Origin of the sequence: Streptomyces sp. S186 (genome assembly GCF_051603415.1) — a bacterium.
GTDB lineage: Bacteria > Actinomycetota > Actinomycetes > Streptomycetales > Streptomycetaceae > Streptomyces.
Genome location: NZ_CP193932.1, coordinates 5,278,102 through 5,298,776, shown reverse-complemented (window position 1 = coordinate 5,298,776; position 20,675 = coordinate 5,278,102). Strand labels below are relative to the sequence as shown.

The 20,675-nt window shown below is 71.9% G+C and carries 17 protein-coding genes and 1 pseudogene; 11 read left to right on the top strand and 7 right to left on the bottom strand.

Going from position 1 to position 20,675, the window contains the following annotated elements; genetic code table 11:
- Nucleotides 1-55: 55 nt before the first annotated feature.
- From ACRAS8_RS22915 to ACRAS8_RS22905, 3 genes are all read right to left on the bottom strand, one after another.
- Nucleotides 56-970, bottom strand: a complete 915-nt coding sequence (locus tag ACRAS8_RS22915) for an acyl-CoA thioesterase (protein ID WP_438487873.1) — start codon at nucleotides 968-970, stop codon at nucleotides 56-58.
- A gap of 59 nt (nucleotides 971-1,029) precedes the next feature.
- Complete coding sequence (locus ACRAS8_RS22910; protein WP_438487872.1) at nucleotides 1,030-2,187, bottom strand: acyl-CoA dehydrogenase family protein; 1,158 nt, start codon at nucleotides 2,185-2,187, stop codon at nucleotides 1,030-1,032.
- Between the two features lie 194 nt (nucleotides 2,188-2,381).
- Complete coding sequence (locus ACRAS8_RS22905) at nucleotides 2,382-3,017, bottom strand: SACE_7040 family transcriptional regulator (protein ID WP_438487871.1); 636 nt, start codon at nucleotides 3,015-3,017, stop codon at nucleotides 2,382-2,384.
- A 130-nt stretch (nucleotides 3,018-3,147) separates the two neighbouring features.
- Here ACRAS8_RS22905 and ACRAS8_RS22900 point away from each other — a divergent pair, with 130 nt between their 5' ends.
- From ACRAS8_RS22900 to ACRAS8_RS22885, 4 genes are read left to right on the top strand one after another with little or no spacing between them, the layout of a single operon-like run.
- Nucleotides 3,148-4,779, top strand: a complete 1,632-nt coding sequence (locus ACRAS8_RS22900; protein ID WP_438487870.1) for a carboxyl transferase domain-containing protein — start codon at nucleotides 3,148-3,150, stop codon at nucleotides 4,777-4,779.
- A 20-nt stretch (nucleotides 4,780-4,799) separates the two neighbouring features.
- Nucleotides 4,800-6,839 carry a biotin carboxylase N-terminal domain-containing protein gene (locus ACRAS8_RS22895; RefSeq protein WP_438487869.1) on the top strand — a complete coding sequence of 680 codons (2,040 nt, stop codon included), beginning with the start codon at nucleotides 4,800-4,802 and terminating at the stop codon, nucleotides 6,837-6,839.
- Nucleotides 6,836-7,822: a hydroxymethylglutaryl-CoA lyase gene (locus ACRAS8_RS22890; protein ID WP_438487868.1), complete on the top strand. Its 987-nt coding sequence runs from the start codon at nucleotides 6,836-6,838 to the stop codon at nucleotides 7,820-7,822. The genes ACRAS8_RS22895 and ACRAS8_RS22890 overlap by 4 nt, the downstream gene beginning before the upstream one ends.
- 2 nt (nucleotides 7,823-7,824) lie before the next feature.
- Nucleotides 7,825-8,979 (top strand): acyl-CoA dehydrogenase family protein, encoded by a 1,155-nt coding sequence (locus ACRAS8_RS22885; protein WP_438487867.1) that lies wholly within the window; start codon nucleotides 7,825-7,827, stop codon nucleotides 8,977-8,979.
- 82 nt (nucleotides 8,980-9,061) lie between these two features.
- On the opposite strand, the gene ACRAS8_RS22880 is transcribed toward ACRAS8_RS22885, so the two are convergent.
- Complete coding sequence (locus ACRAS8_RS22880; RefSeq protein ID WP_438487866.1) at nucleotides 9,062-9,535, bottom strand: hypothetical protein; 474 nt, start codon at nucleotides 9,533-9,535, stop codon at nucleotides 9,062-9,064.
- Between the two features lie 35 nt (nucleotides 9,536-9,570).
- Nucleotides 9,571-10,911 (bottom strand): hypothetical protein, encoded by a 1,341-nt coding sequence (locus tag ACRAS8_RS22875; protein WP_438487865.1) that lies wholly within the window; start codon nucleotides 10,909-10,911, stop codon nucleotides 9,571-9,573.
- A 245-nt stretch (nucleotides 10,912-11,156) separates the two neighbouring features.
- Here ACRAS8_RS22875 and ACRAS8_RS22870 point away from each other — a divergent pair, with 245 nt between their 5' ends.
- The 5 genes from ACRAS8_RS22870 to tgmC all read left to right on the top strand — a co-directional run bounded on the left by ACRAS8_RS22870 (nucleotide 11,157) and on the right by tgmC (nucleotide 14,099).
- Nucleotides 11,157-11,405: a hypothetical protein gene (locus tag ACRAS8_RS22870; protein ID WP_438487864.1), complete on the top strand. Its 249-nt coding sequence runs from the start codon at nucleotides 11,157-11,159 to the stop codon at nucleotides 11,403-11,405.
- On the top strand, nucleotides 11,402-11,620 hold the full coding sequence (locus ACRAS8_RS22865) for a hypothetical protein (RefSeq protein WP_438487863.1): 219 nt from the start codon (nucleotides 11,402-11,404) through the stop codon (nucleotides 11,618-11,620). The genes ACRAS8_RS22870 and ACRAS8_RS22865 overlap by 4 nt, the downstream gene beginning before the upstream one ends.
- Nucleotides 11,621-11,698: 78 nt before the next feature.
- Nucleotides 11,699-12,010, top strand: coding sequence for a putative ATP-grasp-modified RiPP (tgmA, locus tag ACRAS8_RS22860; protein WP_438487862.1), 312 nt, complete (start codon nucleotides 11,699-11,701; stop codon nucleotides 12,008-12,010).
- Nucleotides 12,007-12,960, top strand: coding sequence for an ATP-grasp ribosomal peptide maturase (gene tgmB / locus ACRAS8_RS22855; protein ID WP_438487861.1), 954 nt, complete (start codon nucleotides 12,007-12,009; stop codon nucleotides 12,958-12,960). The genes tgmA and tgmB overlap by 4 nt, the downstream gene beginning before the upstream one ends.
- The gene (tgmC, locus tag ACRAS8_RS22850) at nucleotides 12,957-14,099 is read left to right on the top strand and encodes an ATP-grasp peptide maturase system methyltransferase (RefSeq protein ID WP_438487860.1); all 1,143 of its coding nucleotides are present in this window, start codon (nucleotides 12,957-12,959) and stop codon (nucleotides 14,097-14,099) included. The genes tgmB and tgmC overlap by 4 nt, the downstream gene beginning before the upstream one ends.
- Nucleotides 14,100-14,141: 42 nt before the next feature.
- Here tgmC and ACRAS8_RS22845 read toward each other — a convergent pair whose 3' ends face one another.
- Nucleotides 14,142-15,740 (bottom strand): beta-N-acetylhexosaminidase, encoded by a 1,599-nt coding sequence (locus ACRAS8_RS22845; protein ID WP_438487859.1) that lies wholly within the window; start codon nucleotides 15,738-15,740, stop codon nucleotides 14,142-14,144.
- 275 nt (nucleotides 15,741-16,015) lie between these two features.
- Between ACRAS8_RS22845 and ACRAS8_RS22840 the strand changes: the two are divergent.
- A pseudogene (locus tag ACRAS8_RS22840) lies at nucleotides 16,016-17,523 on the top strand (glutamine--fructose-6-phosphate aminotransferase); the annotation flags it as partial.
- A 335-nt stretch (nucleotides 17,524-17,858) separates the two neighbouring features.
- On the opposite strand, the gene ACRAS8_RS22835 reads toward ACRAS8_RS22840, so the two are convergent.
- On the bottom strand, nucleotides 17,859-18,380 hold the full coding sequence (locus tag ACRAS8_RS22835) for a universal stress protein (protein ID WP_438487858.1): 522 nt from the start codon (nucleotides 18,378-18,380) through the stop codon (nucleotides 17,859-17,861).
- 1,022 nt (nucleotides 18,381-19,402) lie between these two features.
- Here ACRAS8_RS22835 and ACRAS8_RS22830 point away from each other — a divergent pair.
- Nucleotides 19,403-20,671 (top strand): GlxA family transcriptional regulator, encoded by a 1,269-nt coding sequence (locus ACRAS8_RS22830; protein WP_438487857.1) that lies wholly within the window; start codon nucleotides 19,403-19,405, stop codon nucleotides 20,669-20,671.
- Nucleotides 20,672-20,675: the final 4 nt, after the last annotated feature.

Sequence of the window (20,675 nt, the reverse complement as noted above, 5' to 3'; positions counted from 1 at the left end):
GACACCCGCCACCCGCCGCGCGCCGCCCGCCAGCCCCACCACACCCCTACACCGCCTACACCCGCGGCACCCGCGGCACCCGCACAACCCCCTCCTGGATCACCGTGGCCGCCAGTTGGCCGTCGGCGGTGAAGATGCGGCCCTGGCCGAGGCCGCGGCCGGAGCGGGATGTGGGGGACTCCTGGTCGTAGAGGAGCCACTCGTCGGCGCGCAGGGGGCGGTGGAACCACATCGCGTGGTCCAGGGATGCGCCGACGACGTCGCCGACGGCCCAGCCGCCGCGGCCGTGCGCCAGCAGGATCGAGTCCAGCAGCGTCATGTCGGAGACGTAGGTGACCAGGCAGATGTCGAGGAGGGGGCGGGGGATGGCGTCGTCGCCGGCCTCGTCGAGCTTGCCCTGGGTGCGGAACCAGACCTGGGAGCGGGGTTCGCGCGGCCGGCCGACGGTGGCGTAGGGCGGCTCGTCGGCGTACCGCAGATCGATCGCGGCCCGGGCCTCCAGCAGCCGCTCGGCGACCTCCGGCGGGAGGTACCGCTCGGCGTGGCGGGTCAGCATCTCGGCGGCGGTGGGCAGTTCCAGTGGATCGGGCGCGGCCGGCATCGGCTCCTGGTGCTCCAGCGCCCCCGCTTCCTCCTCGTACCCCTGAAATGACGCGGTCAGGTGGAAGATCTGCTGGCCGTGCTGGACGGCGACGACCCGGCGGGTGGTGAAGGACCGGCCGTCGCGGATCCGGTCGACGGTGTAGACGATGGGCGCGCCGGGGTCTCCCGGGCGCAGGAAGTAGGCGTGGAGCGAGTGCGGAGGGCGGTCCGCGGGGACCGTGCGGCCGGCCGCGACCAGGGCCTGGGCGGCGACCTGGCCGCCGAAGACCCGGGGCACGACGGAGGGGCGGCTCTGGCCGCGGAAGATGTCCTGCTCGATCCGTTCCAGGGCGAGGAGAGCGAGCAGCGACCGGAGTGCGTCGTTCACGTGCGTGGGCCCTTGCGTCCTCGTCTGTGCCGTGTCCTGGTCCTTGTGTGTCCTCGTCCCTACAGGCCCATGGACTTGGCGATGATGGACTTCATGACCTCGCTGGTGCCGCCGTAGATGCGGTTGACGCGGTTGTCGGCGTAGAGGCGGGCGATGGGGTACTCGTTCATGAAGCCGTAGCCGCCGTGGAGTTGGAGGCAGCGGTCGATGACGCGGTGGGCGACCTCGGTGCAGAAGAGCTTGGCGGAGGCGGCCTCGGCGGCGGTCAGCTCGCCGGCGTCCAGGGCCTCCAGGGCGCGGTCGGCGACCGCCTCGGCGGCGTCCACCTCGGCCTGGCAGGCGGCCAGTTCGAACTTGGTGTTCTGGAAGGAGGCGACGGTCTTCCCGAAGACGGTGCGCTCCTGGACGTAACTCTGGGCGAAGCGAACGGCGGCCTTGGCCTGCGCGTAGGCGCCGAAGGCGATGCCCCAGCGCTCGGAGGGGAGGTTGCGGCCGAGGTAGGAGAAGCCCTTGTTCTCCTCGCCGAGCAGGTCCTCGACCGGGACCTTGACGTCGACGAAGGCCAGCTCGGCGGTGTCGGAGACCTTCAAGCCGAGCTTGTCGAGCTTGCGGCCGACGGAGTAGCCGGCGGAGGTGGTGTCGACGGCGAAGAGGGAGATGCCGAAGCGGCGGTCGTCCTCGCGCGGCGCGGACGTGCGGGCGCAGACGATGACGCGGTCGGCATGCACACCGCCGGTGATGAAGGTCTTGGCGCCGTTGAGGACGTAGTGGGTGCCGTCTCCCGACAGCCTGGCGGTGGTCTTCATGCCGGCGAGGTCGGAGCCGGTGCCGGGCTCGGTCATCGCCAGGGCCCACATCTCCTCGCCGGAGACGAACTTGGGCAGGTAGCGCTTCTTCTGCTCCTCGGTGGCGAGCATCTCGATGTACGGCAGGCCGAGCAGCACATGGACGCCGGAGCCGCCGAAGGTGACGCCGGCGCGGGCGGTCTCCTCGTACATCACGGCCTCGAACTTGTGCGAGTCGATGCCGGCGCCGCCGTACTCCTCGGGGACGCGGATGCCGAAGACGCCCAGTTCGGCGAGCTTGTAGTAGAAGTCGCGGGGCACCTGGCCGGCGGCGTACCAGTCGTCGTAGACCGGTACGACCTCGGCCTCGACGAAGGCGCGTATGGTCGCGCGGAACGCCTCGTGATCCTCGTTGAACACCGTCCGGCGCATGCCCTTGGCCCCCTTCAGCCACCACACTAAGCGTTTGCTCAGCGAAAGCTACCGGGCGGTCACCTTCACTGTCCAGAGGTGGGACGGGCACCGTCCAGAGGCGGGACGGGCCCGCCGCCGGCCCGTGGGACGGGCCCGCTGCCGGCCGGCGGGAGCCCCGCCGTCAGCCCGCCCGGTGCGCGGACACGACTCCCTCAGCGGCCGCCCCCGCCGCCCCCGTTCCCGTCCACCCCGTCCGTGTCCACCGCCGCGAACGCGCCCAGCGCCAGCCGGTGCAGCAGCCGCGCCATCTCCGTGCGGCCCGGCAGCGAGCCGGGGCGGCCCAGGTGCGGGGTGGAGTTCAGCAGCCCGAAGACCGCGTGCACCGCCGCGCGCACCTCGGACTCCGCCGGCGCGGGGTGGACCTGCCGGACGACCTCCACCCACAGCTCGACGTACTGCCGCTGGAGCTGGCGGACCCGCTTGCGGTCGGCCTCCCGCAGCCGGTCCAGCTCGCGGTCGTGCAGGGTGATCAGGGGCCGGTCGTCGAGCGCGAAGTCGATGTGCCCGTCGATCAGCGCGTCGAGCACCGCCGCGGGACTCTCCCCGCCCTCCTCGACCCGCATCCGGCCGCCGGCCAGCAGCCGCTCGCTGATCCCGACGAGCAGCTCGGCGAGCATCGCGTCCTTGCCGGCGAAGTGCCGGTAGAGCCCGGGGCCGGAGATGCCCACGGCCGCCCCTATCTCGTCCACGCCGACACCGTGGAAGCCGCGCTCCGCGAAGAGCCGGGCGGCCTCCTTGAGGATCTGCTCGCGGCGGCTGGTCGGGGCGGGGGCGTGCGCGTTACTCATGCGGTCGATTCTAGACAGGCGGGTTAGTGGTCGTTAACCTGAGAGGGAAGAGGTTAACGACCATTAACGCGGATGGCCCCGGAGTACGCCCCGCGGCGCTCCGCGGGCAGCCGACCGAGCGAGGGGGCCCATGGCGATGGAGGCCATCGAGCAGGCACCGGTGCTGGCGGGCACCGACGACCCGGCGTCCGACGCCTGGCGGGCCAACGAGGCCGCGCACCGCGAGCTGGCCGGGCAGCTCCGCGAGAAGCTGGCCACGGCCCGGCTGGGCGGCGGCGAGCAGGCCCGGGCGCGGCACACCGCCCGCGGCAAGCTGCTGCCCCGCGACCGCGTCGACGCCCTGCTGGACCCCGGCTCCCCGTTCCTGGAGCTGGCGCCGCTGGCCGCGGACGGGATGTACGGCGGGGACGCGCCGGCCGCCGGGGTGATCGCCGGTATCGGCCGGGTCAGCGGCCGGGAGACCGTGATCGTCGCCAACGACGCCACCGTCAAGGGCGGCACGTACTACCCGATGACGGTCAAGAAGCACCTGCGCGCCCAGGAGGTCGCGCTGGAGAACCGCCTCCCGTGCCTGTATCTCGTCGACTCCGGCGGCGCGTTCCTGCCGATGCAGGACGAGGTCTTCCCCGACCGCGAGCACTTCGGGCGGATCTTCTACAACCAGGCGCGGATGTCCGCCGCCCGCATCCCGCAGATCGCCGCGGTCCTCGGCTCCTGCACGGCCGGCGGCGCCTACGTCCCGGCGATGAGCGACGAGGCGGTCATCGTGCGCAACCAGGGCACGATCTTCCTCGGCGGGCCCCCGCTGGTGAAGGCCGCCACCGGCGAGGTCGTCAGCGCCGAGGAGCTGGGCGGCGGCGAGGTGCACTCCCGCACCTCCGGCGTCACCGACCACCTCGCCGAGGACGACGCGCACGCCCTGCGGATCGTCCGCACCCTCGTCGCCACCCTCGGCGACCGCCCGCCGCTCCCCTGGGCGGTCCGTCCCGTCGAGGAGCCCAAGGCCGACCCGGCCGGGCTCTACGGCGCGGTGCCGGTGGACTCCCGCACGCCCTACGACGTCCGCGAGGTGATCGCCCGGATCACCGACGGCTCCCGCTTCGCCGAGTTCAAGGCCGAGTACGGCACCACCCTGATCACCGGCTTCGCCCATATCCACGGGCACCCGGTGGGGATCGTCGCCAACAACGGCATCCTGTTCTCCGAATCCGCCCAGAAGGGCGCCCACTTCATCGAGCTGTGCGACCAGCGCGGCATCCCCCTGCTCTTCCTGCAGAACATCTCCGGCTTCATGGTCGGCCGCGACTACGAGGCGGGCGGCATCGCCAAGCACGGCGCGAAGATGGTCACGGCCGTGGCCTGCACCCGCGTCCCCAAGCTGACCGTCGTCATCGGCGGTTCCTACGGCGCGGGCAACTACTCGATGTGCGGCCGCGCCTACTCCCCCCGCTTCCTGTGGATGTGGCCCAACGCCAAGATCTCGGTGATGGGCGGCGAGCAGGCCGCCTCCGTCCTCGCCACCGTCAAGCGCGACCAGTTGGAGGCGCGCGGCGAGGAGTGGAGCGCCGAGGACGAGGCCGCCTTCAAGGACCCGATCCGCGCCCAGTACGAGACCCAGGGCAACGCCTACTACGCGACCGCCCGGCTGTGGGACGACGGCGTCATCGACCCGCTGGAGACCCGCCAGGTGCTGGGCCTGGCGCTGACCGCCTGCGCCAACGCGCCCCTGGCCGAACCGCACTTCGGCGTCTTCCGGATGTGAGCACGGACGTGAGAGGACCTATGACCAGCTTCGACACCGGCCTGTTCGACACCGTCCTGGTCGCCAACCGCGGGGAGATCGCGGTCCGCGTCATCCGGACGCTGCGCGCCCTCGGCATCCGCTCGGTCGCGGTGTTCAGCGACGCGGACGCCGACGCCCGGCACGTCCGCGAGGCCGACATCGCGGTCCGGATCGGCCCGGCCCCGGCCGCCGAGAGCTATCTGTCGGTCGAGCGGCTGCTGGACGCCGCCGCCCGCACCGGCGCCCGGGCCGTCCACCCCGGCTACGGCTTCCTCGCCGAGAACGCCGCGTTCGCGCGCGCCTGCGCCGACGCCGGGCTGGTGTTCATCGGGCCGCCGGCGGACGCCATCGAGCTGATGGGCGACAAGATCCGGGCCAAGGAGACGGTCCGCGCGGCCGGCGTCCCGGTCGTCCCCGGCTCCTCCGGCAGCGGCCTGAGCGACGCCCAACTGGCCGCCGCGGCCCGGGAGATCGGCCTGCCGGTGCTCCTGAAGCCGTCGGCGGGCGGCGGCGGCAAGGGCATGCGCCTGATCCGGGACGCCGCCGGCCTGGCCGACGGCATCGCCGCCGCCCGCCGCGAGGCCCGCTCGTCCTTCGGGGACGACACCCTCCTCGTCGAACGGTGGATCGACCGCCCCCGGCACATCGAGATTCAGGTACTGGCCGACGGCCACGGCACCGTCCTCCACCTCGGCGAGCGCGAGTGTTCCCTCCAGCGCCGCCACCAGAAGATCATCGAGGAGGCCCCCTCGGTACTGCTGGACGAGGCCACCCGGGCCGCGATGGGCGCGGCGGCCGTCCAGGCGGCCCGTTCCTGCGGCTACCGCGGCGCCGGCACCGTCGAGTTCATCGTCCCCGGCAAGGACCCCGCCGGCTACTGCTTCATGGAGATGAACACCCGCCTCCAGGTGGAGCACCCCGTCACCGAGCTCATCACGGGACTGGACCTCGTCGAGTGGCAGCTGCGGGTCGCCGCCGGCGAGCGCCTCCCCTACGCCCAGGAGGACCTCACCTTCACCGGGCACGCCGTGGAGGCCCGTATCTGCGCCGAGACCCTGTCCGTCAAGGCGGGGACCTGCGACTTCCTGCCGACCGGCGGCACGGTCCACACCCTGCGCGAAGCGTCCGGGGACGGCATCCGCACCGACTCCGGCCTCACCGAGGGCACCGAGGTCGGCAGCCGCTACGACCCGATGCTCGCCAAGGTCGTCGCGCACGGCCCGGACCGCGCGAGCGCCCTGCGCAGGCTGCGGGCCGCGCTGGCCGCCACGGTCACCCTGGGCGTGCCCACCAACGCCGGCTTCCTGCGCCGGCTGCTGGCCCACCCGGACGTGGTCTCCGGCGAGCTGGACACCGGCCTCGTCGAGCGGGTGGCGGCCGGCCTCGTCGACACCGCGGTGCCGGACGAGGTCTACGCGGCGGCCGCCGCGGTGCGCCAGGCGGCCCTGGAGCCGGCGGCCGACGAGCGCGGCTGGCGCGACCCGTTCGCCGCCCCCACCGGCTTCCGGCTCGGCGGCGAGCCCGCCCCGGTGCGCCACTGGCTGCGCGTCCCCGGCCACGACCCGGTGGCGTACGACGTCCGGCCCGGCGTCACCCCCGACCACTTCGAGGTCAGCGACGACGAGGTGCGGGTCACCGTCGACGGCGTCCGGCACACCTTCCACCGGGGCGGCGACTGGCTGGGCCGGGACGGCGACGCCTGGCACGTCACCGATCACGACCCGGTGGCCGAGGCACTGCGCGCGGCGGCCCGCGGGCACGGCGTGGACACCCTCGCCGCCCCGATGCCCGGCACCGTCACCGTCGTCAAGGTCGCGGTCGGCGACGAGGTCGCCGCCGGGCAGGGCCTGCTGGTGGTGGAGGCGATGAAGATGGAGCACGTGATCTCCGCGCCGCACGCCGGCACGGTCACCGAACTGGACGTCGCCCCCGGCAGCACGGTCGCCATGGACCAGGTGCTGGCCGTCGTCGCCCCCCACGAGGACGCCGCGCCCCCGGACGGCACCGCCCCGCGCAGCGACGAGGAGGCCACCGCATGAGCGAGCCGACCGCGACCCCGGCGACCGGACGCCCCGTGACCGGGCTCCCCATGGAGGTACCCGCGGAGGGCCTGCCCACCCGCGTGCGGATCCACGAGGTCGGCCCCCGCGACGGCCTGCAGAACGAGCAGGCGGTCGTCCCCACCGAGATCAAGGCCGAGTTCATCCGCAGACTGGCCGCGGCCGGCCTGCCGGTGATCGAGGCCACCAGCTTCGTCCACCCCAAGTGGGTGCCCCAACTCGCCGACGCCGAGCGGCTGTTCCCGCTGCTGGACGGCCTGGACCCGCGGCGCCTGCCCGTCCTGGTGCCCAACGAGCGGGGCCTGGACCGCGCCCTGGCTCTGGGCGCCCGCCGGATCGCGGTGATCGGCAGCGCCACCGAGTCCTTCGCCAGGGCCAACCTCAACCGCACCGTCGACGAGGCACTGGCGATGTTCGAACCGGTCGTCCACCGGGCCCGCGACGAGAAGCTCCACGTCCGCGGCTACCTCTCCATGTGCTTCGGCGACCCCTGGGAGGGCCCGGTGCCGGTCGACCGGGTCGTCCGGGTCTGCCGGGCCCTGCTCGACCTGGGCTGCGACGAGCTGAGCCTGGGCGACACCATCGGCGTGGCCACCCCCGGCCAGGTCCAGCACCTGCTGGCCGCCCTCAACGAGTCCGGCGTCCCCACCTCCCGGCTCGGCGTGCACTTCCACGACACCTACGGCCAGGCCCTCGCCAACACCTTCGCCGCGCTCCAGCACGGCGTCACCACCGTCGACGCCTCGGCGGGCGGCCTGGGCGGCTGCCCGTACGCCAGGAGCGCCACCGGCAACCTCGCCACCGAAGACCTCGTGTGGATGCTGCACGGCCTCGGCATCGAGACCGGCGTCGACCTGGAACGGCTGATCGAGACCAGCGTCTGGCTGGCCGGAGTCCTGGGCCGTCCCAGCCCCTCGCGCACCGTCCGCGCCCGCACGCCGGCACAGTCCCACAAGGAGTGACCATGTCCCTGGACCACCGCCTGCCCGACGAGCTGGAAGAACTCCGGCGCACGGTCGAGGCGTTCGCACACGACGTCGTCGCCCCGCAGATCGGCGACTACTACGAGCAGCACACCTTCCCCTACGACATCGTCCGCCAGATGGGCCAGATGGGGCTGTTCGGCCTGCCGTTCCCCGAGGAGTACGGCGGGATGGGCGGCGACTACCTCGCGCTCGGCATCGCTCTGGAGGAGCTGGCCCGGGTCGACTCCTCGGTGGCCATCACCCTGGAGGCCGCGGTCTCGCTCGGCGCCATGCCCCTCTACCGCTACGGCACCGAGGAGCAGAAGCGCGCCTGGCTCCCGAAGCTGTGCAGCGGCGAGACGCTCGGCGCCTTCGGCCTCACCGAGCCGGACGGCGGCTCGGACGCCGGCGCCACCCGCACCACCGCCGTCCGCGACGGCGACCACTGGGTGATCAACGGCACCAAGTGCTTCATCACCAACTCCGGCACCGACCTCACCGGCCTGGTGACGGTCACCGCCGTCACCGGCCGCAAGCCCGACGGCTCCCCCCTGATCTCCACGCTCATCGTCCCCTCCGGCACCCCCGGCTTCACGGTCGCCGCCCCGTACTCCAAGGTCGGCTGGAACGCCTCCGACACCCGCGAGCTGTCCTTCTCCGACGTCCGCGTCCCGGCCGCCAACCTCCTGGGCGAGGAGGGCCGCGGCTACGCCCAGTTCCTGCGCGTCCTCGACGAGGGCCGGATCGCCATCGCCGCGGTGGCGACGGGCCTGGCCCAGGGCTGCGTCGACGAGTCGGTGAAGTACGCCAGGGAGCGCCACGCCTTCGGCCGCCCGATCGGCGCCAACCAGGCCATCCAGTTCAAGCTCGCCGACATGGAGATGCGCGCCCACACCGCCCGCCTGGCCTGGCGCGACGCCGCCTCCCGCCTCGTCCACGGCGAACCGTTCAAGAAGGAGGCCGCCCTCGCCAAGCTCTACTCCTCCGAGATCGCGGTGGACAACGCCCGCGAGGGCACCCAGATCCACGGCGGCTATGGCTTCATGAACGAGTACCCCATCGCCCGCATGTGGCGCGACGCCAAGATCCTCGAAATCGGCGAGGGCACCAGCGAGGTCCAACGGATACTGATCGCCCGCGAGTTGGGGTTCTGACGGCATCCGGCGACATCCCGTCCAGGGTTCGCCCGCCCGGTGGGCGAACCCTCCGCGGGAGCGAAAACGTACTTGCCGCCGGTCAGCGGGTGGCCCCCTCCGGCCACAGAACCCGTACCGGCGTACCGCTCCGCTCGGCGTGGGCGACCACATCGGCGTTACCTCCGTACCCACGCGCCGGCTTCCCGTCCCAGACCGCCAGCACTTCGTCCGAGATGCCGACGAGGATCTCGGAGCCTGCCATGTGCGCACCGGAATCAGAGGCGGCGAGCCCGGTTTCGTGGACGTGGACGGCCCGGCCGAGCAGCGCATCGTAGGTGGCGTGGTGCCATACCGGGAGGCCGGCGCGGTATTCACCGGCTGGGACGATCACCTCAAGGCGCCCGCCGTGCCGGAGCACGGCCTCGGCGAACCAGGCGTCGGGGCCGTCCGCGATACAGGAGACCCCGACGAGCTCCGCCGCGTCATACGCGCTCACGGCCGCCTCCAGCATGGCCCGCACTCGCTGTTCAACGTCCGGACCGAGTCCGCGGTGCCCGGTGATCCCTACCCGCATCGCTGCTCTCCCTACAGGTGGACGCCGGCTCTCCGCTACGCCGCTTTCAGGCGGGACACCTCTCGAACCCGTCCGGAGAGTGCCTGGACGGCGGGCAGCTTGCCGAACGGGCGCAGTCCGCTCCTCAGGGTGTCGAAGTGCTCGTCCCCTCGGGCGCTCGACACGGTGGCGTAGTCGTCCAAGAAGTGACCCCACTCCGCACAGGCTTCTTCAACGTGGCGCATATCCATGAGGCGTGCTGCGAGCAGCCCGTTGGCGTGGACTCGACCTTGGCGTTCGTGGACGGGCCGGGCTTGATTGGAGCGGCGCAGGGCTTTGACTGATCCGGGGCGGTCGCCAAGTTCCCACAGCACGTGGGCGACGTGGAACTCGTAGGCCGCGCGGTCGTAGCCGCCCAGGGCCTCATTGCGTCCGTCCGCGCGGGACAGCGCCTGTTCCGTCTCGCGGAGTCGCTGGAACGCCTGCCTGCGGTCTTTGACCATGGCTGCTCCGTGGGCCTGTTGGCCACGGAGGAAGGCGACCAGTCGGGGGCCGGCTACCGGTGCTGCCTCGGCGGCGGCGTCGGCGAGTTCGAGTGCCTTGGAACCGTGTCGGAGGTGGGACGCTTGCAGCGCCATGCCGCGGAGGGTACGGCAGTAGGTGATGTGGTCCTCGCCTTCGCCGGCGAGTTGGAGCGCACTCACGTAGTACCGCTGCCCGAGCCCTTGCCGTCGTTCGTACATGGCCATCCAGCCGGTGAGGTACACCAGATCGGCTGCGGCCGAGCGCATCGCCTTTTGCACCTCCCCTGTGCCGGCTGCCCTTAGACAGGGCTCGACGGAGTTCACGAGGAACGAAGCGGCCATCGGACGAGCATGGCCGCCGCCGAGTTCATCCAGGATGCCGGCGATCCTCTCCGTCATGATGCGGACGGTGGCAACGTCGCTCATCCCGATACGAGTGGTTCGCCCGGCAGCCGCCTTCTCCAACCGGCCGGCGACATCCTGGTAGACGGGAGCCATCAGCATCGCGGAATACAGAGCCGCGCTGAGAACGGCACGGCGTGAGGGATCCATGTCTGCCTTCCCGAGTTCCATCAAACCGGATACCACGTCCGACGGGGAGTGCGGTTCCGTCGCCCCGCCCAGCCCGGCTTCCGCGGAAGTCACCGTTCGGCCGAGGAGCCGGCACAGCGCCTCGGTGATCGCAGGCCGCACTTCGGGCTTCGGCTTCGAGCCCTTCAGCCAGTGCGAGACGGAGGACTTGTCGTAGTGAAGGACCATGCCGGCCTCTTGGCCGAGGCGGTTGACGGCACGCGCCAGTTGCGCGTTCTCGATGCGTCCTTCCTGCATCAGGGCCGCAAGCGCGGTGTTCGGTGTCCTCGATCGGCTTGCCATCACGTACCCCAGGTGCGTTCAACCGGTTCAACCGCCTCCTCACTGTGCCCCCTTACTCCGCCTCGCGTAAGGGGGTTGGCTGGATGTCAGCCGCCCGAGTTCACCGACACCGGTAGTGACCCACCCTCGCGGTCATCCTTGCGACAAAGAGCGGGCATTCCGACCGAGTCAGGGCTGGTCTCTCCCCGGGGCGTGTGGGCGGCTGACGCCTTTCCCCAGCCCACCGCGAGCGAACCGAGGCCGCGATGACCACACACAGGACCGTTCAGGACCAGCAGAGCGTCGTCACCTACCCACCGGGCACCGTCGTCTACGACGTCGTCGGCAGAGTGGCGAATCCGGAGGCATACCTGGCTAGCTGCCCGGGCTGCGTCTGCATTCTGGTGGTGCCGCTCGTCGGGTCCGCCCCGGCGTGGCAGGCCGAGCCGGGCGCGTTGCGCGCGGCGGCCGATGAGGAAATCGAGGCCGCGCTCACCGAGGTGGCGACACGGTGAACGGTCCGCATCCCGAGGTCGGCGATCTCGTCGTCGCGGTCATGACCGGCACGAAGTGGATGTGCACGGACATCGCCGGCCTGAAGACCCGGCAACCGGTCTGGCTGCTGCGCCCGTTGTACGGCGCTGCCGGCCGGGGGCATCTACGCGTCGGCCGGAGCGACCTCGTGTCGTACCCGGTGGTCGCCCGCCGCGGCGAGTGGACCCGGCCGTGAACGGCCGCCACGCCGCACCGAGGACGACGTCCTCGGATTCAGTCTGACGCCTGTTCGCAAGCCTACGAAGGGAATCGCATGTTCGCTCATTCCGACCGGCTCCCGACCGGGACGCCGCTCCCGTCCGGTCATGTCACACCCGCCCCGTGGGGCCTGCGCAGCATGGCTCCGTACCCGGCGTTCGCCCCAGGCTACGCCCGTGTCGAACTCGACCCCGTCACCCAGACCGGCCGCTACTTCGACGCCGCCGGGCGGCCGATGATGATGCCGGGGCACGGGACGAGCACCGGCACCAATCCACCCACCAACACCGGCAATCCGTCCGACGGTTCGGGCCCCGGTGGTGCCGGTGGCGGTGACCAGGACACCGGGAACGACGGCGACCAGTGACGCACCCGGCACCGGTTCTGGTCGTCACCAACCTGGACGATCCCACAACCGACCTGGTGATCGACGAGCTGCACGGCCGGGGCGTCCCGGTCGTGCGGTTCGACTCCGGGGACTTCCCCGCCACCCTGTCGGTCGCGGCCACCCTCACCAGCGACGGCCTCACAGGCACCCTGACCACACCGTCGCGCACCGCCGACCTCGGGCGCGTGCGATCGCTGTACTACCGCCGCCCCTCCGGCTTCGCCTTCCCGCACCTGGACGAGCAGACCGCGCGGTTCGCCGTCACCCAGGCCCGCTACGGGATCGGTGGCGTCCTCGCCGCCCTGCCCGGCTGCCTGTACGTCAACCACCCCCACCGCATCGGCGACGCGGAGTTCAAACCGTCCGGTCTGGCCGCCGCCGCGGCAGCCGGGTTCCACCTCCCGCCCACCCTGATCACCTCGACCCCCGACGCGGCCAAAAGCTTCATCCAGCGGCACAGGCGGGTGATCTACAAACCACTCTCCGCACCCCTCTACCGCGACGACAATGGCGTTTCCTGCACGGTCAAGGTCGCCGAAGTCACAACAGACGAGATCCACGACGCCGTCAGCGGCACCGCCCACCTGTTCCAGCAGCGCATCGACAAGGCCACCGACATCCGCGTGACCGTCATCGGCGACCGGATCTTCGCCGTGCGCATCGACTCGGACCTGTTGGACTGGCGCACCGACTACAGCCGGCTCGCCTACTCGGTCGTAGCTCCGCCCCCGGGCATCACCACGTCCCTGCGCACCTACCTCTCCCACTTCCGGCTCGTCTTCGGCGCTTTCGACTTCGCCGTGGATCGCGAAGGCCAATGGTGGTTCCTGGAGTGCAACCCGTCCGGGCAGTGGGCGTGGCTGGAGCCGGAGACCGGCTTGCCCATGGTCGCGGCCATGGCCGATCTGCTGGAAAGGAAGACCGCGTGAACGACGACGACAAGGCCCTCCGCATGGCCCTCGCCAACCAACTGGCCGCCGGCGGATACCTTCGCACCGCACCATGGCAGGCCGCCGTCGAAGCGGTACCCCGCCACGCATTCCTCCGAGGCGGCTTCTTCGAGCAGGTAACCGGCTCGACGCCGACGGCATGGCGACCGGTCATGCCTCATGACCCGAACTGGCTGAGGCGCTGCTACGACGACGACTCGCTCGTCACCCAGATCGCCGGAACGATCGTTCCTCGGGACATCCGAGGCGAGATCCTCCGCGCCCCCACCTCATCCAGCACCATGCCCGGCCTGGTGGTGCGAATGCTCGAAGAGCTGCAAGTGGACTACGGTCACCGCGTGTTGGAGATCGGCACCGGCACCGGCTACTCCACCGGGCTCCTGTGCCACCGGCTCGGCGACGACCACGTGACCTCCGTGGATGTCGACGAGGACGTAGCCGGCCGCGCCCGGATCGCTCTTGGTGACACTGGCTTCCACCCCCGCATCCTCACGGGAGACGGCCTCACCGGCGATCCCGACGGCACCCCCTACGACCGGCTGATCGCCACGTGCGGCGTGGTCGATCTGCCGTACGCCTGGGTCGAGCAGACCCGGCCCGGCGGGATCATCCTCGCCACCCTGTGCGGCTGGCTGCACTCGTCCGAACTCGCCCGGCTCACCGTGGGCGAAGACGGTACAGCTCGCGGACGATTCCTCGGCGGACAGATCTCCTTCATGCTCGCCCGACCCCAACTCCCCCCACCGCTCGGGATGTTGCCCGACCTGGACGACGGAGACGCACATCCCACCTCACTCGCGCCGGATATACTGGACGACTGGAACACCCGCTTCGTCGCCCAGCTCGCCGCTCCCAAGGCGCAGCACATCAGCCTGGACCGCAACGGGCGTACCGAGCACGTCCTCATCGACGTATCCGCCGGTGCGTGGGCGTCCCTTTTCCAGGACAGGGACAGGTACGGGGACGGCTGGACTGTTCGGCAGGGTGGACCGGCCCGTCTCTGGGATGCGGTGGAGGCACACGTCGCCCGCTGGCGCGCCGATGGTGCGCCCGCACTCGAACGATTCGAGGTCGTCGTCACCTCCGAGGGACAGACCGTCACCTGGCCCAAGGGCTGACCGCGACGACCACCAGGGCTCGCCACCGCCGCGACCCCGTCGTCACCGCGCCGGCCAAGGCACCCCCGCCGCCCGGTAGTAACGGACCCCCTGCGCCTCCCACCGCGCCCCCTGGGCGCCCAGTCGTTCGCGGTAGGACGACCAGTCGTGTGTACGGGCCGGGGACCAGCCCAGTTCGGCGATGCCGGGCAGTCTGGGGAAGGCCATGTATTCGATGTCGGCGGAGGTCGTGAGGGTTTCCGACCACAGGGGTGCCTCGACGCCGGCGATCGCCGCGGCGGGCACGCCCTCCAAGTACCGCCCCGGGTCCCAGTCGTAGGCGCGCCGCACGTCCACATAGCCGGCCCAGTCCAGGCCCAGCGGGGTGTCCTTGTCGTACTTCATGTCGAGGTAGGCACGGTCGGCGGGCGAGAGGATCAGGCCGGTGCCGTGCCGGGCGGCGTCGACGACCTGTGCGCGCTCCGCCGCGCCCGTCCTGTCGTAGCCCCAGTACTGGGCGAGCGCGCCCCTGGCCGGGTGCGCCCCGGTCAGCTGGTGCCAGCCGATCACGGTCTTGCCGTACTTGGCGACCACCGGCTGCACCCTGTCCATGAAGGCGACGTAGTCCGCGTGGCTGGTGGAGTGCGCCTCGTCGCCGCCGATGTGGAGGTAGCGGCCGGGGGTGAGGGCGGCGATCTCCCGGACGACGTCGTCGACGAAGTCGTAGGTGATCTTCTTGGGGACGCAGAGCGAGCTGAAGCCGACCTTGGTGCCGGTGTAGAGGGGCGGCGCGTGGCCGTCGCAGTTGAGGTCGGCGTAGGAGGCGAGCGCGGCGTTGGTGTGGCCGGGCAGGTCGATCTCGGGGACGACGGTCAGATAGCGGGCGGCGGCGTAGCGGACGATCTCGCGGTAGTCGTCCTTGGTGTAGTGGCCGCCGGGTCCGCCGCCGACCTGGGTGGAGCCGCCGTAGGTCGCCAGCCGCGGCCAGGAGTCGATCGCGATCCGCCAGCCCTGGTCGTCGGAGAGGTGCAGATGCAGCTGGTTGATCTTGTACTGGGCGAGCTGGTCGATGTAGCGCTTGACCTGCGCGACGGTGAAGAAGTGCCGGGAGACGTCCAGCATCGCGCCGCGGTAGGCGTAGCGCGGGGTGTCGGTGATGGTGCCGCCGGCGACGCGCCAGGGGCCGGACTGGCGGGTGCGCCGCTCGACGGCGGCCGGCAGCAGCTGGCGGAGGGTCTGGACACCGTGGAAGAGGCCGGCCGGGCCGGCGGCGCTGATGGTGACCGCGCGGCCGCCGGAGGTCAGCCGGTAGCCCTCCGCGCCGAGGCCGCGGGTGTCCCGGCCGCCGAGCCGCAGCACGATGCCGTCCGGGCCGCCGCGGGTGGTGACCGGCAGCGGGAGGCCGGTGGCCGGCCGCAGCAGGTCCGCGAGGTAGCCGCCGATCCGGCGGGCCTCGCCGGAGTTGCCGGGCACCCGGATCCGGGTGCGCTCGCCGAGGGTGTAGGCGCCGCCGGCCGGGCGGACGGAGGCGGGCGCCGGGATGACCCGGTCGAGCGGGACGGGGGCGGCGGCCGCGGCGTACCGCTGCGGTACGGCCGCGGTGGTCACCGTCCCGGCCGCCGCGACCAGCAGCAGCGAGAACAGGAGTCTGCGTCGTCTCATGGACGGTCCCTTCGGCGAGCTGGGTCGGCGGCGGGTGCCGCGGGGCGTGCGTCGGGCGGCGCGTCCCGGCGCGGGCGCGCGGTCCGCCTGGCATGGAGCGACCGGACGGTGACCATGCGTACCGCGGGGCCGGGGACCGGTCAAGGTGCAGACCAGTTTCCGGCATGATCCGCGATTTCTGCCCGATATCGGGCAGATTTCTTGCACATGCCGGGACGGACCGGAGCCGGCCGGGAGACGGCCGGGCACCCATGAACGCCAACGAGAAGAGGGTCACCACCGGCATCGCGCACACCCGCTGGGCCACCCTGGACGGGCGCCCCCACCACGCGACGACCGAAGGCGCCCACCCCGCACCTCGACACCGAGGCACACCCGCAAGGTCGCGAGAACGCCCACCCGCACCTCGTCCGCGGTCGTCCACAACGGCATCATCGACAACGCCGCCGACCTGCGCGCCCGGCTGACCGCCGACGGCGTGGTCTTCGCCTCCGAGACCGACACCGAGGTCCTGGCCCACCTCGTCGGCCGCTCCACCGCCCCCACGCTGGAGGAGAAGGTCCGCGAGGCGCTCCGCCACATCGAGGGCACCTACGGCATCGCCGTCCTGCACGCCGACTTCGCCGACCGCATCGTGGTCGCCCGCAACGGCTCCCCGGTCGTCCTGGGCATCGGCGAGCACGAGATGTTCGTCTCCTCCGACGTCGCCGCGCTGGTCTCGCACACCCGCCAGGTCGTCACCCTCGACGACGGCGAGATGGCCACCCTCAAGGCCGACGACTACCGCACGTACACCACCGAGGGCTCGCGGACGACGGCGACGCCGGAGACCGTCGAGTACGCGGCCGAGTCGTACGACCTGGGCGGCCACGACACCTACATGCACAAGGAGATCTCCGAGCAGGCGGAGGCGGTGGACCGGGCGCTGCGCGGCCGGATCGACGACCGCTTCTCCACCGTCCACCTCGGCGGTCTCAACCTCGACGCCCGCGAGGCCCGCGCGGTGCGCCGGGTGAAGATCCTGGGCTGCGGCACCTCGTACCACGCCGGCCAGATCGGCGCCCAGATGATCGAGGAGCTGGCCCGCATCCCCTCGGACGCCGAGCCGGCCTCCGAGTTCCGCTACCGCGACCCGGTCGTGGACCCCGACACCCTGTACGTCGCCGTCTCCCAGTCCGGTGAGACCTACGACGTGCTGGCCGCCGTCCAGGAGCTCAAGCGCAAGGGCGCCCGGGTCCTGGGCCTGGTGAACGTGGTCGGCTCGGCGATCGCCCGGGAGACCGACGGCGGCATCTACGTGCACGCAGGACCCGAGGTCTGCGTGGTCTCCACCAAGTGCTTCACCAACATGGTGGTCTCCTTCGCGCTGCTCGCCCTGCACCTGGGCCGGATCCGGGACCTGTCGGTCGCCGACGGCAAGCGGATCATCGAGGGCCTGCGCAAGCTGCCGGAGGCGTACCCGGCCTCGGAGCTCAAGCACGGCCCGCTGGCGCTCATCGAGCCGGCGATGCCGACGGTCGCGATCGTGCCGGACGACGATCTGCTGGAGAAGAACCGCGCCGCCCTGGAGGAGATCAAGGCCCGCAGCGGCCGCATCCTGGCTGTCGCGCACCAGGACCAGGAGAAGGCGGACGACACCATCATCGTCCCGAAGAACGAGCCCGAGCTGGACCCGATCCTGATGGGCATCCCGCTCCAACTCCTCGCCTACCACACCGCGTTGGCCCTCGGCCGGGACATCGACAAGCCCCGCAACCTGGCCAAGTCGGTGACGGTGGAGTAGTCCCCCAACGGGTAATCCCCGCAAGCGCCGGCTCCGCGTGCGTGCCACCATACGCGCGCGGAGCCGGCGCCTCCCCTTCGCCGGCGTCGCCCATTACGCCGGCGGGATGCCACCGCCCCGGGATCCGTCACTTCCCGGCCGGCGGCACATCGTGGTGACCGTTTTCTACCCGTCACCCGCACATGGCCAACCTCCGGGCGGCAACCGGGCGTCCGCTGCCCACAATCCCCATGACGCCCCCTCAACTGTGGACATGGCGAGAAGAGCCGATCAACGAGGGCCGCGCACAGGGGAGTTCGGGTCCGCCTCTGCCGGGGGCGGGGCCGGTGCGGGCGTCAGGGAATGACCATGACCGGGCGCTGGGCGCGGCGCGCCAGCCGGCCGGCCACCGAGCCGAAGATCCGCCCGACGAGGCCGTGCGTGGAGCCGACCACGATGGCGTCGGCCTCGTACTCGCGGCCGACCTCCTCCAGCTCGTGGCAGATGTCGCCGCCGCGCTCGACGAGGATCCAGGGGACCTCGGAGAGGTGGTCGGCGCAGGCGAGCTCCAGCCCGAGCACCTCGGTGCGGTGGTCGGGGACGTCGACGAAGACCGGGGGCTCGCAGCCCGCCCACACCGTCGTCGGCAGCCGGTTGGCCACGTGGACGAGGATCAGGCCGGAGCCCAGGCGCCGCGCCATACCGATTGCATACGCCAATGCGCGTTCGCTCGACATGGAGCCGTCGAAGCCGACGACGACGCCGTGCCGGAAGGCGGGATCGCAGGAGTGGCGCTTCTGTTCCGCCGCTTCGAGGTCCGCCGTCGGATCGGCGACCTGCTTGCGGTCCGCTGGTTCGGGGGATTCGTGACCGGCCATGGGTGTCTCGGCGAGAACGTCCTCTTTGCGGAGGGGCGAACGGGGAACGGCGATTGACTTGATCCGGCAGTTGACCTGGGCGGCTCGATCAAGGAGCGGGAGCCATAGTTCAAAGAGGAACGATACGACTGGGAATCATCTTTCCAAGCCGATACCCCAAGAGTACGGCGCTACTCCTCCACTGCCCAGAACGCCCACGGGCCATCGGGCACCCGCACAGGACGGTCCGGGGCCGCAAGCGTTCCCCGGAGCATGCCGGAGCGTGGCGCGGATGGCAATGCCCCGTCCTGCCCCCGTACGTACCCCCGGTGGCCCCCGTGATCGCCGACGGCGTTGCGGCGGCTGCCCGTCCGGGGTGATCCCCACCGCGCCGGCGCCGCACCGTAGATCACCCGACCCGGTGAGCCGCGCCGTACCCCCGGACGCGTCCGGCCGCGCACCGTCGGCCGGCTCCGCGAGCGCCGGGCGGGCCCGTCCGCACGGGCCCGCCGCGGACCGCCGCCGACCCCGCGGCGGCGGTCCGCGCACGACGCGGGGTGGTGCGGGTCCGGGCGCACAGGCCCGCGGCCCGGTGCCGGAGGCATGGGACACAGAGGGGGCAGAACGGGGCGTACCGGGACGGGAGTGCAGGGGGGCGGACGCCTCTACAAGGGGCGTACGCCCGCCGGTTGAGGCGTCCGCAAGTCTGCGCACGACCGTTTTCAGCCAACTTCCGGTCCGGATCCCCACGGTGCCCCCGACCCCCCACAACCCAGGTGTGAGCAGGGAGGAAAGGACCGGCGGGCATGGTTGTGCCCTATTGCGAACGGGCAGAGCCGAGACGCGCACTTCCCATGCAGGCCCGACGAGTGGAACGCTTCGTGATCGAATGCTTCGCGCCAAGTTGCCATATCGACATACCAGCGGGTGGTGAACTTGGCACTCCATCCTCACGGGACACAGTAGATTCGATCTTGGTCAGTGACGGCGGGGGAACTGTGCAGGACCGAGAGGGCGAGACGACCGAGGGGGGCTTAAGCGCCATGAGCCAGGACTCCGCTGCCGTACCAGATGCCGCACGCAAGCTCGCCGCCCGACGACGCCGCGAAATAGTCGCGGTGCTCCTCTTCAGCGGCGGACCCATTTTCGAGAGCTCCATTCCGCTCTCGGTCTTCGGCATCGACCGACAGGACGCCGGCGTTCCGAGGTACCGGCTGCTTGTGTGCGCCGGCGAAGATGCGCCTTTGCGCACGACCGGGGGGCTCGAACTTTCCGCCCCCTACGGGCTGGAGGCGATCTCCCGTGCCGGGACGGTCGTCGTACCGGCCTGGCGTTCCATCACCCAGGCCCCGCCGCCCGCGGCGCTCGACGCACTGCGCCGGGCGCACGAGGAAGGGGCCAGGATCGTCGGGCTGTGCACGGGGGCGTTCGTCCTCGCCGCGGCCGGACTGCTCGACGGCCGCCCGGCCACCACCCACTGGATGTACGCGCCGACGCTCGCCAAGCGCTACCCGTCCGTCCATGTGGACCCGCGCGAGCTCTTCGTCGACGACGGGGACGTGCTCACCTCCGCGGGCACCGCCGCCGGCATCGACCTGTGCCTGCACATTGTGCGCACCGACCACGGCGCCGACGCGGCCAACGCGCTGGCCCGCAGGCTGGTCGTCCCGCCCCGGCGGACCGCGTCCGACCTCGGGCACCAGCGCTACCTGGACAGGTCGTTACCAGAGGAGATCGGCGCCGACCCGCTCGCCGAGGTCGTCGCCTGGGCACTGGAGCACCTCCACGAGCAGTTCGACGTGGAGACGCTGGCCGCGCGGGCGTACATGAGCCGGCGCACCTTCGACCGGCGGTTCCGCTCCCTCACGGGCAGCGCTCCGCTCCAGTGGCTGATCACCCAGCGGGTCCTCCAGGCCCAGCGGCTGCTGGAGACCTCCGACTACTCCGTGGACGAGGTCGCCGGCCGCTGCGGGTTCCGCTCGCCGGTCGCGCTGCGCGGCCACTTCCGGCGGCAGCTGGGCGCCTCGCCCGCGGCCTACCGGGCGGCCTACCGCGCCCGCCGGCCGCAGAACGGCGCACCGGAGCCCGCGCTGCGCCCGGAGCGGGCCGAGCGTCCCGAGCGCGAGCGGGCGACGCTGGGCGGCGAGCGGTTCTCCGCCGCGGCGCTGGGGGGCGCGCACGCGCTGGCCGAGGTGGCCGACGCGGGCAAGCCGGCGCCGGAGGGGTATGCCGCGCGGCTCCCGGAGACCCCCGTCGGGCGGGGGGCCGCCCGGCCCGTACTCCCCGGTCAGCGGGAGCGCCCCGTAGGGTGAGAAG

What these genes read in the sequence shown, in the direction of transcription:
- ACRAS8_RS22845 (WP_438487859.1), bottom strand. Translation starts at nt 15,740, where the DNA reads ATGAGACGACGCAGACTCCTGTTCTCGCTGCTGCTGGTCGCGGCGGCC.
- ACRAS8_RS22880 (WP_438487866.1), bottom strand. Translation starts at nt 9,535, where the DNA reads ATGCGGGTAGGGATCACCGGGCACCGCGGACTCGGTCCGGACGTTGAA.
- ACRAS8_RS22835 (WP_438487858.1), bottom strand. Translation starts at nt 18,380, where the DNA reads ATGGCCGGTCACGAATCCCCCGAACCAGCGGACCGCAAGCAGGTCGCC.
- ACRAS8_RS22910 (WP_438487872.1), bottom strand. Translation starts at nt 2,187, where the DNA reads ATGCGCCGGACGGTGTTCAACGAGGATCACGAGGCGTTCCGCGCGACC.
- ACRAS8_RS22890 (WP_438487868.1), top strand. Translation starts at nt 6,836, where the DNA reads ATGAGCGAGCCGACCGCGACCCCGGCGACCGGACGCCCCGTGACCGGG.
- ACRAS8_RS22830 (WP_438487857.1), top strand. Translation starts at nt 19,403, where the DNA reads ATGAGCCAGGACTCCGCTGCCGTACCAGATGCCGCACGCAAGCTCGCC.
- tgmA (WP_438487862.1), top strand. Translation starts at nt 11,699, where the DNA reads ATGTTCGCTCATTCCGACCGGCTCCCGACCGGGACGCCGCTCCCGTCC.
- ACRAS8_RS22885 (WP_438487867.1), top strand. Translation starts at nt 7,825, where the DNA reads ATGTCCCTGGACCACCGCCTGCCCGACGAGCTGGAAGAACTCCGGCGC.
- ACRAS8_RS22870 (WP_438487864.1), top strand. Translation starts at nt 11,157, where the DNA reads ATGACCACACACAGGACCGTTCAGGACCAGCAGAGCGTCGTCACCTAC.
- ACRAS8_RS22895 (WP_438487869.1), top strand. Translation starts at nt 4,800, where the DNA reads ATGACCAGCTTCGACACCGGCCTGTTCGACACCGTCCTGGTCGCCAAC.
- ACRAS8_RS22905 (WP_438487871.1), bottom strand. Translation starts at nt 3,017, where the DNA reads ATGAGTAACGCGCACGCCCCCGCCCCGACCAGCCGCCGCGAGCAGATC.
- ACRAS8_RS22875 (WP_438487865.1), bottom strand. Translation starts at nt 10,911, where the DNA reads ATGGCAAGCCGATCGAGGACACCGAACACCGCGCTTGCGGCCCTGATG.
- ACRAS8_RS22900 (WP_438487870.1), top strand. Translation starts at nt 3,148, where the DNA reads ATGGCGATGGAGGCCATCGAGCAGGCACCGGTGCTGGCGGGCACCGAC.